Annotated in this window: 13 protein-coding genes and 1 pseudogene; 11 read left to right on the top strand and 3 right to left on the bottom strand. The window is 69.8% G+C overall.

What is annotated here, in order from left to right; genetic code table 11:
- The 3 genes from HMPREF0975_RS07970 to HMPREF0975_RS07960 all read left to right on the top strand — a co-directional run.
- A partial coding sequence (locus HMPREF0975_RS07970) for a LysM peptidoglycan-binding domain-containing protein (protein ID WP_009233637.1) occupies positions 1-499 on the top strand: 499 nt, incomplete at its 5' end.
- Positions 500-606: 107 nt separating this feature from the next.
- Positions 607-1,062 (top strand): transcriptional regulator NrdR, encoded by a 456-nt coding sequence (gene nrdR, locus HMPREF0975_RS07965; RefSeq protein WP_009233636.1) that lies wholly within the window; start codon positions 607-609, stop codon positions 1,060-1,062.
- A gap of 62 nt (positions 1,063-1,124) precedes the next feature.
- A complete protein-coding gene (locus tag HMPREF0975_RS07960; protein ID WP_009233635.1) occupies positions 1,125-2,270 on the top strand; it encodes a glycosyltransferase family 4 protein in 1,146 nt (381 codons plus the stop codon).
- A gap of 51 nt (positions 2,271-2,321) precedes the next feature.
- Here HMPREF0975_RS07960 and HMPREF0975_RS07955 read toward each other — a convergent pair whose 3' ends face one another.
- A complete protein-coding gene (locus HMPREF0975_RS07955; RefSeq protein ID WP_009233634.1) occupies positions 2,322-3,059 on the bottom strand; it encodes an IclR family transcriptional regulator in 738 nt (245 codons plus the stop codon).
- Positions 3,060-3,273: 214 nt separating this feature from the next.
- Here HMPREF0975_RS07955 and leuC point away from each other — a divergent pair, with 214 nt between their 5' ends.
- From leuC to HMPREF0975_RS07930, 5 genes are all read left to right on the top strand, one after another.
- Positions 3,274-4,800 (top strand): 3-isopropylmalate dehydratase large subunit, encoded by a 1,527-nt coding sequence (gene leuC, locus HMPREF0975_RS07950; RefSeq protein WP_009233633.1) that lies wholly within the window; start codon positions 3,274-3,276, stop codon positions 4,798-4,800.
- A 56-nt stretch (positions 4,801-4,856) separates the two neighbouring features.
- Entirely contained in the window at positions 4,857-5,510 is a 654-nt protein-coding gene (gene leuD, locus HMPREF0975_RS07945) for a 3-isopropylmalate dehydratase small subunit (RefSeq protein WP_009233632.1), read from the top strand.
- A 245-nt stretch (positions 5,511-5,755) separates the two neighbouring features.
- Entirely contained in the window at positions 5,756-7,078 is a 1,323-nt protein-coding gene (gene murA, locus HMPREF0975_RS07940; protein WP_009233631.1) for a UDP-N-acetylglucosamine 1-carboxyvinyltransferase, read from the top strand.
- Between the two features lie 108 nt (positions 7,079-7,186).
- Positions 7,187-7,954: a lysophospholipid acyltransferase family protein gene (locus HMPREF0975_RS07935; protein WP_009233630.1), complete on the top strand. Its 768-nt coding sequence runs from the start codon at positions 7,187-7,189 to the stop codon at positions 7,952-7,954.
- Complete coding sequence (locus tag HMPREF0975_RS07930) at positions 7,951-9,006, top strand: NAD(P)H-dependent glycerol-3-phosphate dehydrogenase (protein WP_009233629.1); 1,056 nt, start codon at positions 7,951-7,953, stop codon at positions 9,004-9,006. Before HMPREF0975_RS07935 ends, HMPREF0975_RS07930 begins: the two co-directional genes overlap by 4 nt.
- A 67-nt stretch (positions 9,007-9,073) precedes the next feature.
- On the opposite strand, the gene HMPREF0975_RS07925 is transcribed toward HMPREF0975_RS07930, so the two are convergent.
- Entirely contained in the window at positions 9,074-9,730 is a 657-nt protein-coding gene (locus HMPREF0975_RS07925) for an AMIN-like domain-containing (lipo)protein (protein ID WP_009233628.1), read from the bottom strand.
- 96 nt (positions 9,731-9,826) lie between these two features.
- On the opposite strand from HMPREF0975_RS07925, the gene HMPREF0975_RS07920 reads away from it, so the two are divergent.
- Positions 9,827-10,993 (top strand): D-alanine--D-alanine ligase family protein, encoded by a 1,167-nt coding sequence (locus HMPREF0975_RS07920; protein WP_009233627.1) that lies wholly within the window; start codon positions 9,827-9,829, stop codon positions 10,991-10,993.
- On the top strand, positions 10,980-12,077 hold the full coding sequence (locus HMPREF0975_RS07915; protein WP_009233626.1) for a thiamine-phosphate kinase: 1,098 nt from the start codon (positions 10,980-10,982) through the stop codon (positions 12,075-12,077). The genes HMPREF0975_RS07920 and HMPREF0975_RS07915 overlap by 14 nt, the downstream gene beginning before the upstream one ends.
- A 94-nt stretch (positions 12,078-12,171) precedes the next feature.
- Here the strand turns inward: HMPREF0975_RS07915 and rpmB are convergent, their stop codons facing one another.
- The gene (gene rpmB, locus HMPREF0975_RS07910) at positions 12,172-12,363 is read right to left on the bottom strand and encodes a 50S ribosomal protein L28 (RefSeq protein ID WP_003785965.1); all 192 of its coding nucleotides are present in this window, start codon (positions 12,361-12,363) and stop codon (positions 12,172-12,174) included.
- Positions 12,364-12,883: 520 nt separating this feature from the next.
- Between rpmB and HMPREF0975_RS16170 the strand changes: the two are divergent.
- A pseudogene (locus HMPREF0975_RS16170) lies at positions 12,884-13,079 on the top strand (glycerol kinase); the annotation flags it as partial.

Below are 13,079 nucleotides of genomic sequence, written 5' to 3'. Positions count from 1 at the left end.
ACCGGTGGCCCTGCGCAGTCGCCGGCAGGAGCTGGAGAGGCTCGCTCCTGAGCACCCGGCGGTGCGGGCCGCCAGGCGGCGCGACCGGGCTCAGCGCGACCGTGGCCGGCAGGCTGTCCGGCAGGACGCGGCCGCTCCGTCTGGGAACCAGCAGGATCGGCAGGGGCGGACGATCCGTTCCCAGACGGAGCCGCGTCTCCTTCGCCGCGGTGGCTCCCTCGCTGTTATCGCGGTGATCGCGCTCGCCTGCTGCGGATTCGCACTCGGCGGTCTTGCCGGTCTGGCCTCCCCGACCTCCGCGGCCGCGGCCGCTCAACCGCCGGTGGGGACGGACGCCACCGTGACCACCGTGGTCCGTCCCAGTCAGTCCCTGTGGGAGATCGCAGCGGCAAGCGGGACTGCGGATGTCTCGGCGACCGTGGCGCGCATCGTCGAGCTCAACGACCTTCAGAGCACCACCGTCCGCGCCGGGCAGACCCTTGAAGTCCCAGTCTCCTGAGGACCTGTGCACGGATTTCACTGCGAGGCGGGCTTGCGGGGCGGTCCGCCCGACGTTTAGTCTCCGATGGACCGACAGGTAGTCCATTGAGATCGGAGGACGGAGGCGTGCACTGCCCCTTCTGCCGTCATGACGGCTCACGCGTCGTCGACTCCCGGACCGCGGAGGACGGCACTTCGATCCGTCGCCGTCGCGAGTGCCAGCAGTGCGGGCGTCGCTTCACCACCCTGGAGACCGCCAGCCTGTCGGTCCGCAAACGCTCCGGCGTCGTTGAGCCCTTCAGTCGGGACAAGGTGATGGTCGGGGTCAGGCGCGCCTGTCAGGGGCGGCCCGTTTCCGACGACCAGCTCGCGCTCCTCGCCCATAAGGTCGAGGAGGCCATCCGCGCGGGCGGCCAGGCCCTCGTGGACTCCCACGACGTCGGTCTGGCGATCCTCGGCCCCCTGCGCAATCTCGACCAGATCGCCTACCTGCGCTTCGCCTCGGTTTACTCCTCCTTCGACTCCCTGGAGGACTTCGAGAACGCCATCGCCGAGTTGCGCCGCGCCGAGGTCGTCTCCTAGCGCCAGACGCATCCCCGCTGCGGCGGGATCCTGCGAGGAAGAGGCGTGGCAGACTGGAGGGCATGCGCGTCCTCATCGTCTCCGATTGCTACGCGCCGCGACTGGGCGGCATCGAGACCCAGGTGCGGGACCTCGCCCGCAACCTGAGGATGGCCGGTCACGAGCCCGCCGTCGTCACTGCGACGCCGGTCGGCGACCGGCGCGGCCGCAGCGTCGAGCGGGGCGACGGCTTCCCGGTCTATCGCACCACCGTGCACCTGCCCGGCGAGTTGCCCGTTCACCCGCGAGCCCGGCGCGAGCTGGACGACCTCATGTCCCGGCTGCGCCCCGACGTCGTCCACGCCCATGTCGGCATCGTCTCCCCCTTCGCCTGGTCCGGTATCGCCGCCGCCCAGAGGGCGGGACTCCCGTTGTCCCTCACCTTCCATTGCGTGCTGGGGCCCTGGGCGCCGATGGCCGGGGCACTGGGCCCCATCAGCCCGGTGCGGCTGTGGCAGCGCGGCGGCGCCGACCTGACGGCCGTGTCCTCCATGCTCGCCGCCGAGGTGCGGCGCGCCGGTGCCCGCGAGCCGGTGACCGTCCTGCCCAATGGCATCACCATCGACGACTGGCGTCTGGAGCGCCCCGGGCCCGAAGGGCGCAGGCCCCGCCGGCCGGTCACGGTGGTCGCCTCCCTGCGATGGATCGAGCGCAAGCGCCCCCTGCAGGTCGTGCGTGCCTTCGCCCATGCGGTCAGGGACACCCCGGGATGCGACGCCGTCCTCAAGATTTACGGGGACGGCCCGCTGCGCGACAGGCTCGCCCAGGAAGTCGCCGACTCCGGCCTGGCCGACCGCATCACCCTCGTGGGGCGCGTTGAGCGCAGTGAGCTCGCCCGGGCCTTCACTCGCGCCGACATCTACCTGCAGACCTCGCCCGCGGACTCCTTCGGCATCTCCACCCTCGAGGCCCGCAGCGCGGGACTGGCGGTGATCGCCCTGCGCTCCAGCGGGGTCAGCGACTTCGTCACCGATGGCGTCGACGGTCTCCTAGCCGACGACGACGCCGGCCTGGCTCGCGAACTCGCGGCGCTTCTGGGTGACGACGAGCTGCTCGAACGCATCAAGGAGCACAACTACGAGGTCGACCCGCTTCCTGAGTGGGGCACGGTGGTCCAGATGAACGTTGAGGCCTACCGGCGCGCCATCGATCTGAGGAGCGCGCGCTAGCCACGGTCGAGGCCTGAGAGACTCCGGGTTCCGGGAAGTGCCGGGAGGCCTTCAGCCGATGCTGGCGTCGCTGAGCACCTCGGACAGGCGGCGCGCCGCCGCCATGACCACATGGCCGTGGACACGGCCGGGCTGACGGCCCATCCGCTCGATGGGCCCGGAGATCGAGATGGCGGCGACGACCTTGCCTCCAGGCCCGCGCACCGGCGCTGAGACCGAGGCGACCCCGGGCTCGCGCTCTCCGACCGACTGGGCCCATCCCCGGCGTCGGACCGCCGAGAGCATGGTGGCGGTGAAACGGGCGCCCACTAGGCCACGGTGCAGGCGGTCGGGCTCCTCCCATGCGAGCAGCACCTGAGCCGCGGAGCCGCCCTGCATGGACATGGTCGCGCCCACGGGGATGGAGTCGCGCAGCCCGATGGGGCGCTCGGCGTTGGCCACGCAGATGCGCACGTCGCCCTGACGGCGGTAGAGCTGGGCGGACTCGTGGGTCTTATCGCGTAGGGCCGCCAGCACCGGCCCGGCCGCGGCCAGGAGATGGTCCTCGCCCGCGGCACTGGCCAGCTCGGTGAGCCTGGGGCCCAGGATGAAGCGGCCCTGGGAGTCGCGGGTGACCAGACGGTGGAACTCCAGGGCGACCGCAATGCGGTGCGCCGTGGGGCGGGCCAGATGAGTGGCGGACACGAGCTGGGCCAGAGTCGCCGGGCCCGACTCCAGCGCACTCATCACCATGGCCGCCTTGTCGATGACACCGACGCCGCTGCTGTCGTTCTCAAAGGAACTGTCCATAATCTGATACTGTCATTTCAAGGTATGAGATTTCAAGTTAGGGTCGTCTCCGGAAAGCGGCACTGTGTCAGCATCCTGGGGTCCGGGTGGGAGACTGCGACTCCGGGCGCGGCGCGGCCGCCTCTCGTGGTCTGCGCGGAGTCTCGGCGGAGTCTCTGGTTGCTTCCCGTGCCCTTCACGACCGCGAACAGCTGTTTCTGAGAGGATGAAGTCGATGGGAATGACTCTCGCCGAGAAGGTCTGGCGCGATCATGTGGTGTCCAAGGGCGGCGACGGCGCCCCCGACCTGCTGTACATCGACCTTCATCTGGTTCACGAGGTCACCAGCCCCCAGGCCTTCGAGGGGCTGCGCCTGGCGGGGCGCAGAGTCCGGCGCACCGACCTGACCATCGCCACCGAGGACCACAACACCCCTACCCTGGATATCGATCTGCCGATCGCCGATGTCACCAGCCGGGCGCAGATCGAAACGCTGCGCGCCAACTGCGCCGAGTTCGGGGTGCGTCTGCACTCCTTGGGGGACGCCGACCAGGGGATCGTCCACGCCGTCGGCCCCCAGCTGGGCCTGACCCAGCCCGGCATGACCGTGGTGTGCGGCGACTCCCACACCTCCACTCACGGTGCCTTCGGGGCGCTCGCCTTCGGGATCGGCACCTCCCAGGTCGAGCACGTCCTGGCCACCCAGACCCTGCCGATCGCCCCCTTCAAGACGATGAGCGTGACCATCGATGGCGATCTGCCCTCGGGCAGCGGGGCCAAGGACATCATCCTGGCCATCATCGCCAAGATCGGGACCAATGGGGCCCAGGGCCACGTCATCGAGTACCGCGGCCGCGCCATCGAGCAGCTCTCGATGGAGGCCCGCATGACGATCTGCAACATGAGTATCGAGGGCGGGGCCCGGGCCGGCATGATCGCCCCGGACCAGACCACCTTCGACTACCTCAAGGACCGTCCCCATGCGCCCGTCGGCGAGGACTGGGACGCGGCCGTCGAGTACTGGTCCAGTCTGCGCACCGACTCCGACGCCGTCTTTGACACCGAGGTGGTCCTCGAGGCCAAGGACATCGAACCCTTCGTCACCTGGGGCACCAACCCCGGCCAGGGCCTGCCGCTGTCCGCCGCGGTCCCCGATCCCGAGGACATCGCCGACGCCACCGAGCGGCTCGCCGCCGAGCGCGCCCTGGAGTACATGGATCTCGTCCCAGGAACACCCCTGCGCGACATCAAGGTCGATACCGTCTTCATCGGCTCGTGCACCAACGGCCGCATCGAGGACTTGCGGGCCGCCGCCGAGGTGGTGCGCGGGCGCAGGAAGGCCGAGGGACTGCGCATGCTCGTGGTTCCCGCCTCCGCCCGGGTGCGCCTGCAGGCCGAGGCCGAGGGCCTGGATCAGATCTTCAAGAGCTTCGGGGCCGAGTGGCGCAACGCCGGCTGCTCCATGTGTCTGGCCATGAATCCAGACAAGCTCTCCGTCGGGGAGCGCGCCGCCTCCACCTCCAACCGTAACTTCGAGGGGCGTCAGGGCAAGGGCGGGCGCACCCACCTCGTCTCGCCCGTCGTGGCCGCCGCCACCGCCGTGCGCGGGACCCTGTCCGCCCCGGGAGACCTGCCCCCGCACCCCGCCGACTTAGAGGGCGCCGATGGCCGGCCGCTGAGTCCGGGCGACATCCCGGTGGTCGCAGCGGTCCCGTCGGAGGCGCAGCCGGCCTCCACCGTGCTCCCGGTGACCGTCCTGTAGCGTTCGGGCGCCGCGGAAGAGATGAAGAGACAGAAGGCAAGGAGCTGAAAGAGGCTGTGGACAAGTTCATCCGGCACACGGGAATCGGCGCTCCGCTGCGGCGCAGCGCCGTCGACACCGACCAGATCATCCCGGCGGTGTATCTCAAGCGCATCACGCGCACGGGCTTCGACGACGCCCTGTTCGCCTCCTGGCGGGCCGGTGAGCCCGACTTCATCCTCAACCAGGAGGCCTACAAGCGGGCCTCCGTCCTCGTGGCGGGCCCCGACTTCGGCACGGGCTCCTCGCGCGAGCACGCCGTATGGGCGCTCAAGGACTACGGGTTCAAGGCGGTGCTCGCCCCCCGTTTCGCCGATATCTTCCGCGGAAACGCCGGCAAGCAGGGGCTCGTGGCCGGGGTCGTGTCCCAGGAGGACTGCGAGCAGCTGTGGAAGATCCTCGAGACCGAGCCGGGCACCGAGGTGACGGTGGATCTGGAGAACCGCACGGTGGAGGCCGGGTCCTTCCGCTGCATGTTCTCCATCGACGACTACGTGCGCTGGATCCTCATGGAGGGGCTCGACGACATCTCCCTGACCCTCACCCAGGAGGACGCCATCCGCGCCCACGAGGAGGCCCGCCCCGCCTTCAAACCGCGCACCCTTCCGGCCAAGCACCTGCCCGCCCAGGAGGTCGTCCCAGCCAGGGCCGCGGACATGCCCCGGCCCTGAGAATGACCGGGGGCATGCCCGGGTTTGCCCAGGTCGCGGTCGCCTCGTCGAATCTCATCGGATTTTCCACGGTGCTATCGCATATTGATCGGGAACTTCTGTGAGTCGAAGGCCACCTGATACGGGGCTGAAAACGGTCCTGGGAGTCCCTCAGGTGCGCTTATGCTGGGACGGCCTCGCGCGCCCGCGCGAGGATGGGTGCCCGGCCGCGCACGGCACGCCCAGATGACGTCATGGAGGTGCGCATGGTCGACGGTCTGCTCCAGGTCGAGGGCGGTCGCCCGCTGACTGGTGAGATCACCGTCCGCGGGGCCAAGAATCTGGTCCCCAAGGCGATGGTGGCGGCCCTGCTGGGATCTTCCCCCTCGGTGCTGCGCAACGTCCCGCTCATTCGCGACGTCGACGTGGTCTCGGGACTGCTGAGCCTGCACGGTGTGAGCATCGACTACGACCAGCGCGAGGGTGTCCTCCAGCTGGACTCCTCCAAGGTCGAGTCCGCGCACATGGCCGATATCGACGCGCACGCCGGCTCCTCCAGGATCCCGATCCTCTTCTGCGGCCCGCTCCTGCACCGCTTGGGGGAGGCCTTCATCCCGGACCTGGGCGGGTGCCGCATCGGCGACCGGCCCATCGACTTCCACTTGGAGATCCTGCGCCAGTTCGGCGCCTCCGTCGACAAGCAGGAGCAGGGCATCCGGCTGACCGCGCCCGACGGCCTCAACGGCACCGTCATCGAGCTGCCCTACCCCTCGGTCGGCGCTACCGAGCAGACCCTGCTCACCGCCGTGCGCGCCTGTGGGCTGACCGAGCTGCGGGGGGCCGCCGTCGAGCCCGAGATCATGGACCTGGTCGACGTCCTGCAGAAGATGGGCGCCATCATCTCGGTGGACACCGACCGCACCATCCACGTCGAGGGCGTCGACGAGCTGTGCGGCTACACCCACTCCGCCCTGCCCGACCGCATCGAGGCGGCCTCCTGGGCCTCGGCCGCCCTGGCCACGCGCGGCGACGTGTTCGTGCGCGGCGCCCACCAGAGCCACATGACCACCTTCCTCAACACCTTCCGCAAGGTGGGGGGCGCCTTCGACGTCACCGACGAGGGCATTCGCTTCTACCACCCCGGAGGGGACCTGCGTTCGATCGTGGTGGAGACCAACGTCCACCCCGGCTTCATGACCGACTGGCAGCAGCCCCTCGTCGTGGCCCTCACCCAGGCCCAGGGCCTGTCCATCGTCCACGAGACCGTCTACGAGAACCGCTTCGGATTCACCGGTGCGCTTCGCAAGATGGGCGCCACCATCCAGGTCTACCGGGAGTGCCTGGGTGGAACCGAGTGCCGCTTCGGCCAGCGCAACTTCTACCACTCCGCGGTGGTCTCCGGCCCCACCCCCCTGAGCGGTGCCGACATTGTTGTACCCGACCTGCGCGGCGGCTTCTCTCACCTCATTGCCGCCCTGACCGCCGAGGGCACCAGCCGAGTCGAGGGAGTCAACCTCATCGATCGCGGCTACGAGCACTTCATGTCCAAGTTGGAGTCCCTCAACGCCGCCGTCACCCGACTGGCCTGATCGCGCACGGCCGCACCGGCCAGCCATCGGTATAGCGGGGCTGGGGCCCGGGGGATCTCGCTCGGCCCCCTGAGCGGATAGAGTTCACCCGTGCCTGCAACACGCCCCATGACCCCGTTCTACCGCTTCGCCGCGCGCGGGGCGATCATTCCGTTCCTCAAGATGGTCTCCAGGCAGAAGGTGACCGGCCTGGAGAACATACCCCGCGAGGGCGGCTTCATCGCCGTGGCCAACCACCTGACGGATCTTGACTCGCTCACGGCCATGCGCGCACTGGTCGACGCCGACGTGCCCGTCTACTCCTTGGCCAAGTCCACCCTGTTCAAGGTGCCGGTGCTCGGCTCGATCCTGAGGGCCGGTGGACAGATCCCGGTCCAGCGGGGGACCCAGAGCGCGGCCACGGCCCTCAAGGCCGCCGGCGATGTCCTGGCCGACGGCGGAGCCATCATGATCTTCCCCGAGGGCACCCTCTCCCGGGACCCCCTCAAGTGGCCGATGGTCGCCAAGACGGGCGCGGCCAGGCTGGCGATGACCAGCGGGGCACCCGTCCTGCCCATGGGGCAGTGGGGGGCTCACGAGATCCTGGACACCTACGGGCGCTCCTTCCACCCCTTCCCGCGCAAGGACGTGCGCGTGGCCATCGGCGGGCTCTTGGATCTGTCCCGCTTCGGGCAGGACACCCAGGACCGCGAGGCCGTGCGCGCCTGCACGGCCGAGATCATGCGGGCCATCACCGTTCTGGTGGAGGAGCTTCGGGGCGAGAAGGCCCCCCGGCCCTTCGACCTGCGCTACGACGGGGACCCCGGCAAGGGCAGGATCGGCGTGCGCCGCCCCGACCCGTTGCCCGAGGCGGACAGCAGGGAGGACGGTCAGTGAGCGGAGCCGGAAACGCAACGAGCATGGCGCCGGTGCGGCGGGCGGCCGTCATCGGCTCGGGCGCCTGGGGAACCACCTTCGCGAGCCTCCTGGCTCAGGCCGGTGCCCCGACGACGATCTGGGCCCGGCGCCAGGAGATCGCCGACGAGATCAACACCGGCACCAACGAGCGATACGTCCCCGGCCACCGCCTGCCGCCGGGCGTGACGGCCACCACCGACCTGGCCGGAGCCGTCCAGGGAGCGGGCGTCGTCGTCGTAGCCGTGCCCTCCCAGGAGGCCCGGGGGGTTCTGGAACCCATCCACGGCGCCCTGGCCGACGACGCCGTGGCCGTCTCCCTCATGAAGGGGGTCGAGCTGGGCACCGGGCTGCGAATGAGCGAGGTGCTGGCCGAGGTCCTGGGGATCGACCGATCCCGCGTCGTCGTCATCTCCGGGCCCAACCTCGCCGACGAGATCGCCGCGGGCCAGCCCACCGCCACCGTGGTGGCGGCCGATGACGAGCGGGTCGCCGCCCGGATCGCCGCCATGTGCGCCACCGGCACCTTCCGCCCCTACACGAACACCGATGTCCTGGGCGTCGAGCTGTGCGGGGCGGTCAAGAACGTCATCGCCCTGGCCGTCGGCGCCGCCGCGGGCCGGGGCATGGGGGACAACTCCAAGGCCACGATCATTACCCGGGGCCTGGTGGAGATCACCCGCCTGGGCCTGGAGCTCGGCGCCCGCCCCGAGACCTTCTCCGGGTTGGCCGGAATGGGCGACCTGGTGGCCACCTGCTCCTCGCCCCTGAGTCGCAATCAGACCTTCGGCCGTCACCTCGGCGAGGGGATGAGCGTGGCCGAGGCCGCCTCGGCCTCCCGAGGCGTGGCCGAGGGGGCAAAGTCCGCCCGCGCCGTCCTCGACCTGGCCCAGGCCCACGGGGTGGATATGCCGATCACCGCCGGGGTCGTCACCGTCGTCGAGGGCGCCGCCAGCGTCGCCCAGGTGACGGATGCTCTGCTGGCTCGTCCTCGCAAGGCCGAGGGCGTGCACGCCGCCGCGTCTCAGACGTAGCCCGGTCGCGTCTCGCACGACTGCGGATGCCCGGAACTCTCGCCGCGGCACGGCGCTGGGCCGGTCCTCAGTCGTGGGCGATGTCGATGACCAGGCGCGTGGGACTGGACAGTCTGAAGATGCGATAGGTCTGGGAGTCGGTGCCTATCACGACCTGGAACTCGCCCTCGAAGCCGGGATCGATGTAGGCCGAGTCGATGCTCCTGTCGTCGTTCGCGGAGTCGTCGAGCTCGATCTGCCTATGGCCGCTGACCCTTTGCCCGTCCGGGGGGACGTCGGCTACGCCGCTGCCCCGGATGACCATCGTGTGCCCTCCTTGAACCTCGATCGGGTCGCCCTTGCCCATGGTGGAGGCCGGAGCATCCCACTGGGGCGGGCTCCATCCCGGAGTCCCCTGACCATCGAACTCCACCACGAGCCGGCTGTAGCCCTCCTCCGGGTGGTTCCCGATTCTGACGTCGGCGACCGTGAGGGTGCTGCCCTCTGCCGCCTGCTGCCCCTGGGAGCCGGTTCCCCAGTCCGGGGCGTCCGAGCTGTTGTGCCGGGGGTGACTGGATGGCGCTGCACTTCCCGAAGCCGGAGCCGTCCCCGGTGTTCCCCCGGTGCCGACATCGCTGGTGGTGGGGGTGCCCGAGGGGAACGACGTGCTCAGTGAGCAGGAGCTCAGCACCAGGGTCGCGCAGGCCAACAGGGCGAGCGGTGCGACGGGGCTGCGGTGGGGCATCGTTGCCTCCTTCCAGGGGCGTACGGGGCGCCCGCTTTGATCCGGGATCTTTGCGCATTATCAGCATACGGGGCTCCGCGCGGTAGCGTGTGGCCTATGACAGACCTCCAGGAAACCGGCCCCTCCGTTCCCAGTTCTGACAAGTCCAAGGTGCGAGTCGCCGTCGTCTTCGGCGGGCGCAGCGGGGAGCACACGATCTCCTGCGCCACCGCTGCCGGAGTCCTGTCGGCCATCGACCGCGACCGCTACGAGGTCCTTCCTGTGGGCATCACCCCCGAGGGCCAGTGGGTGCTCGTCGAGGACGACCCGGCCGCTCTCGAATTGAGCGACGGCCGACCGCCAGTGACGATCACCGCCGACGCGCTGGGTCGGGGAACCCTCACCGCCCCGCTGGGAGGCGGCGAGCTGACCGTGCTCGGTCCCACTGGTCCCCGAGCGCTCGGCCGGGTCGACGTCGTCCTGCCGCTTCTGCACGGGCCCTACGGCGAGGACGGAACCATTCAGGGAATGCTGGAGATGATGGGCGTTCCCTACGTCGGCTGCGGAGTGCTGGCCAGTGCCGCGGGCATGGACAAACAGGTCACCAAGGTGCTCCTCGGAGCGGCCGGCATCGCCACGGCTCCGCATGTCGTCGTTGGCCCCCACGCCTGGAAGCGCGATCCCGAGGCGATCCTGGAGGCCTGCCGGTCCTTGACCTACCCCCTGTTCGTTAAGCCCGCCCGCGCCGGCTCCTCCCTGGGTATCAGCAAGGTCGACCGCCCCGAGGACCTGCCCGGGGCCATCGAGGCTGCCCGGGCCGTCGACCCGAAAGTCCTCGTGGAGAGCGGTATCGTCGGGCGTGAGATCGAGGTCGCCGTCCTGCAGGGCCGCGGCGACGACGCTCCCCGGGTGGCCGAGCCCGGCGAGATCGCCATGGACGTTACACAGGGCGCCGGCGAGTTCTACGACTTCGAGACCAAGTACCTGGCCCACGACGCCGTCGCCATGGTCTGCCCGGCCCGCATCGGTCCCAAGGATAGGGCCCTCATCATGGACACCGCCGCCCGGGCCTTCGAGGCAGTCGGCTGCGAGGGACTCGCCCGCGTCGACTTCTTCCTCACCGACACCGGCGAGGCGGTCGTCAACGAGATCAACACGATGCCCGGCTTCACCCCCTTCTCCATGTTCCCCTACATGTGGCAGGTCTCAGGGCTGGAGTACACCGACCTGGTCTCCGAGCTCATCGAGTTGGCCCTGTCGCGCTCCAGTGATGTCAACCGCTGAGCCGGTTCTTCCCGGCGGTGATGCCGCTGATGCCGCTGATGCCGCGAGAGTCGGCGACCTCAGCGAGGAGGAGCTCCTCGCCCTCATCACACCCCTTCTACCGCGCGCCGCGCAGACCCCGGTGGGCAGCGGGGACGACTGCGCGGTCCTGTTCTTCCCCGACGCGCGCACGGCGGTGAGCACCGACGTCCTGGTCGAGGGGCACCACTTCCGCACCGAGTGGTCCACGGGGCGTGACGTCGGCGAAAGGGCCGCGGCCCAGAACCTTGCCGACGCCGCCGCCATGGGGGCGCGGCCTGTCGCCCTCGTCGTCGGTCTCGTCATGCCCCCGACCACGCCAGTGGCATGGGTGCGGGACTTCGCCGAGGGCCTGGCCCGGGGCTGCGAGCCCTGCGGGGCCGGCGTCGTCGGCGGCGACCTCAGCGGAGGGGAGTCGCTGGTCGTGGCCGTCACGGTCCTGGGCGATCTCGAGGGTAGGGCGCCGGTCCTGCGAAGCGGTGCCCGTCCCGGCGACCTCGTCGTCTACGCCGGTAACCTGGGGCGCAGTGCGGCCGGACTCGCCCTGCTCAGCGCCGGGAAGCAGACTGCGGCGGAGCAGTATCGGGACCTGTCTCAGGTCCGGGACTGCCTGGCCGCCTTCCGGGCACCGACTCCGGCCCTGGTGGCAGGACCCGCCCTGGCCGATGCCGGAGCCACCTCCATGATGGACGTCTCGGATGGATTGCTGCGCGACGCCGGACGGATCGCCCGAGCCAGCGGCGTCGTCATCGACCTCGACGATCCGGGGAACCTGCTTGATATGTCCTTCCTCGAGCCGGTCGCCGCGCTCGTGGCGGGCGGCCGTGGACCGGCAGCACACGCCCTGGCCCGTGGCTGGCTGCTCACCGGGGGAGAGGACCACGGAATGCTCGCCACCGTCCCGCCAGAGGCCGCAGAGCGTCTGCCGGCAGACGCCGTGGTGATCGGCCGGGTGCTGGCCCCCCAGAGCCCGATGGCCGACGGACTCGGCCATCGACCGGGTGTGCTCGTGGGCGGACAACCGGCTCGCGAGCACGCCGGGTGGGACCATTTCGCCGGAGCCTGAGTCACCGCTCCCCAAGTGGAACCCGAGGACGACAAAGGCCGCCGACTGCAGATGCAGCGGCGGCCTCGCGCTCGAAGGACTCGAGGCGGTGCGCTCAGATGTTGCGCGTCACCTTGCCGGCCTTGAGGCAGGACGTGCACACGTTGAGGCGCTTGGGGGCGCCGTTGACGAGAGCACGCACACGCTGGATATTGGGGTTCCACCGGCGGTTGGTCCGCACGTGGGAGTGCGAGACGCTCTTGCCGAAGATGGGGCCCTTGCCGCAAACGTCGCACACAGCAGCCACGGTCTCACTCCTGATCTTCAATGCTTCAACGCTCAGGCCCATGCCTGGCGCCAGGTCTTACCGCCCAGGCGCAGGGCTCTGGGCAACCCGAACACAATAGCGGAACTGTTGGCCGGCTCCCAAGCCACGGAGGCGTGGGTTCGGGCACACGCCGGGGCGATCGGAGGGCCGCCGACGTACGACCTGCGGGTTGTGAACGTGCCGGATCTCACCATATGACGAACGTTTGCCCGAACGGGGTGCGGTGGTACGCGGTTTGACCAGCGTGTTGGTGGTTCGAGTCTCCAACTGGCGCTCTATCGCCCAGAACGGGACGTTCCGCACGATGTTCGCTCCGGTGGGAGGAATGTGGTTGTGCGGGTACTCTGAAACTACATATCAACACGGAGGCTCGGCCCAGCCGCGAACCAGGCTCGCTGAACGCCAGCACATATGCAGATCATGCAGTGGAACAGAAGGTGTTCGCAGCGTGAGACGCATGTGGTGCGGTGGTCGCAGCCAGGATGCAGGGGAGGCGAAGATGGCGCAGTCGCAAGGACACCGCCCCGCTACCCCTGTCCCGGAGACCTACGTGCTGCAGGGGGCGGCGGTACGGCGCTGGATCGGGCTGGCGGAGATCGTCGCCGATCAGACCCGGGACCTCGTCGACGTCCTCAATGTTTTCCCCGTGCCGGATGCGGATACGGGAACCAACGTCCTGCTGACCCTGCGCTCGG

It is taken from the genome of Actinomyces sp. oral taxon 849 str. F0330 (genome assembly GCF_000239715.1).
Lineage (GTDB): Bacteria > Actinomycetota > Actinomycetes > Actinomycetales > Actinomycetaceae > Actinomyces > Actinomyces johnsonii.
This window is presented reverse-complemented; position numbering and strand designations above follow the sequence as displayed.

What these genes read in the sequence shown, in the direction of transcription:
- murA (WP_009233631.1), top strand. Translation starts at nt 5,756, where the DNA reads ATGGTCGACGGTCTGCTCCAGGTCGAGGGCGGTCGCCCGCTGACTGGT.
- leuC (WP_009233633.1), top strand. Translation starts at nt 3,274, where the DNA reads ATGGGAATGACTCTCGCCGAGAAGGTCTGGCGCGATCATGTGGTGTCC.
- HMPREF0975_RS07915 (WP_009233626.1), top strand. Translation starts at nt 10,980, where the DNA reads ATGTCAACCGCTGAGCCGGTTCTTCCCGGCGGTGATGCCGCTGATGCC.
- HMPREF0975_RS07925 (WP_009233628.1), bottom strand. Translation starts at nt 9,730, where the DNA reads ATGCCCCACCGCAGCCCCGTCGCACCGCTCGCCCTGTTGGCCTGCGCG.
- HMPREF0975_RS07960 (WP_009233635.1), top strand. Translation starts at nt 1,125, where the DNA reads ATGCGCGTCCTCATCGTCTCCGATTGCTACGCGCCGCGACTGGGCGGC.
- HMPREF0975_RS07955 (WP_009233634.1), bottom strand. Translation starts at nt 3,059, where the DNA reads ATGGACAGTTCCTTTGAGAACGACAGCAGCGGCGTCGGTGTCATCGAC.
- HMPREF0975_RS07920 (WP_009233627.1), top strand. Translation starts at nt 9,827, where the DNA reads ATGACAGACCTCCAGGAAACCGGCCCCTCCGTTCCCAGTTCTGACAAG.
- HMPREF0975_RS07935 (WP_009233630.1), top strand. Translation starts at nt 7,187, where the DNA reads ATGACCCCGTTCTACCGCTTCGCCGCGCGCGGGGCGATCATTCCGTTC.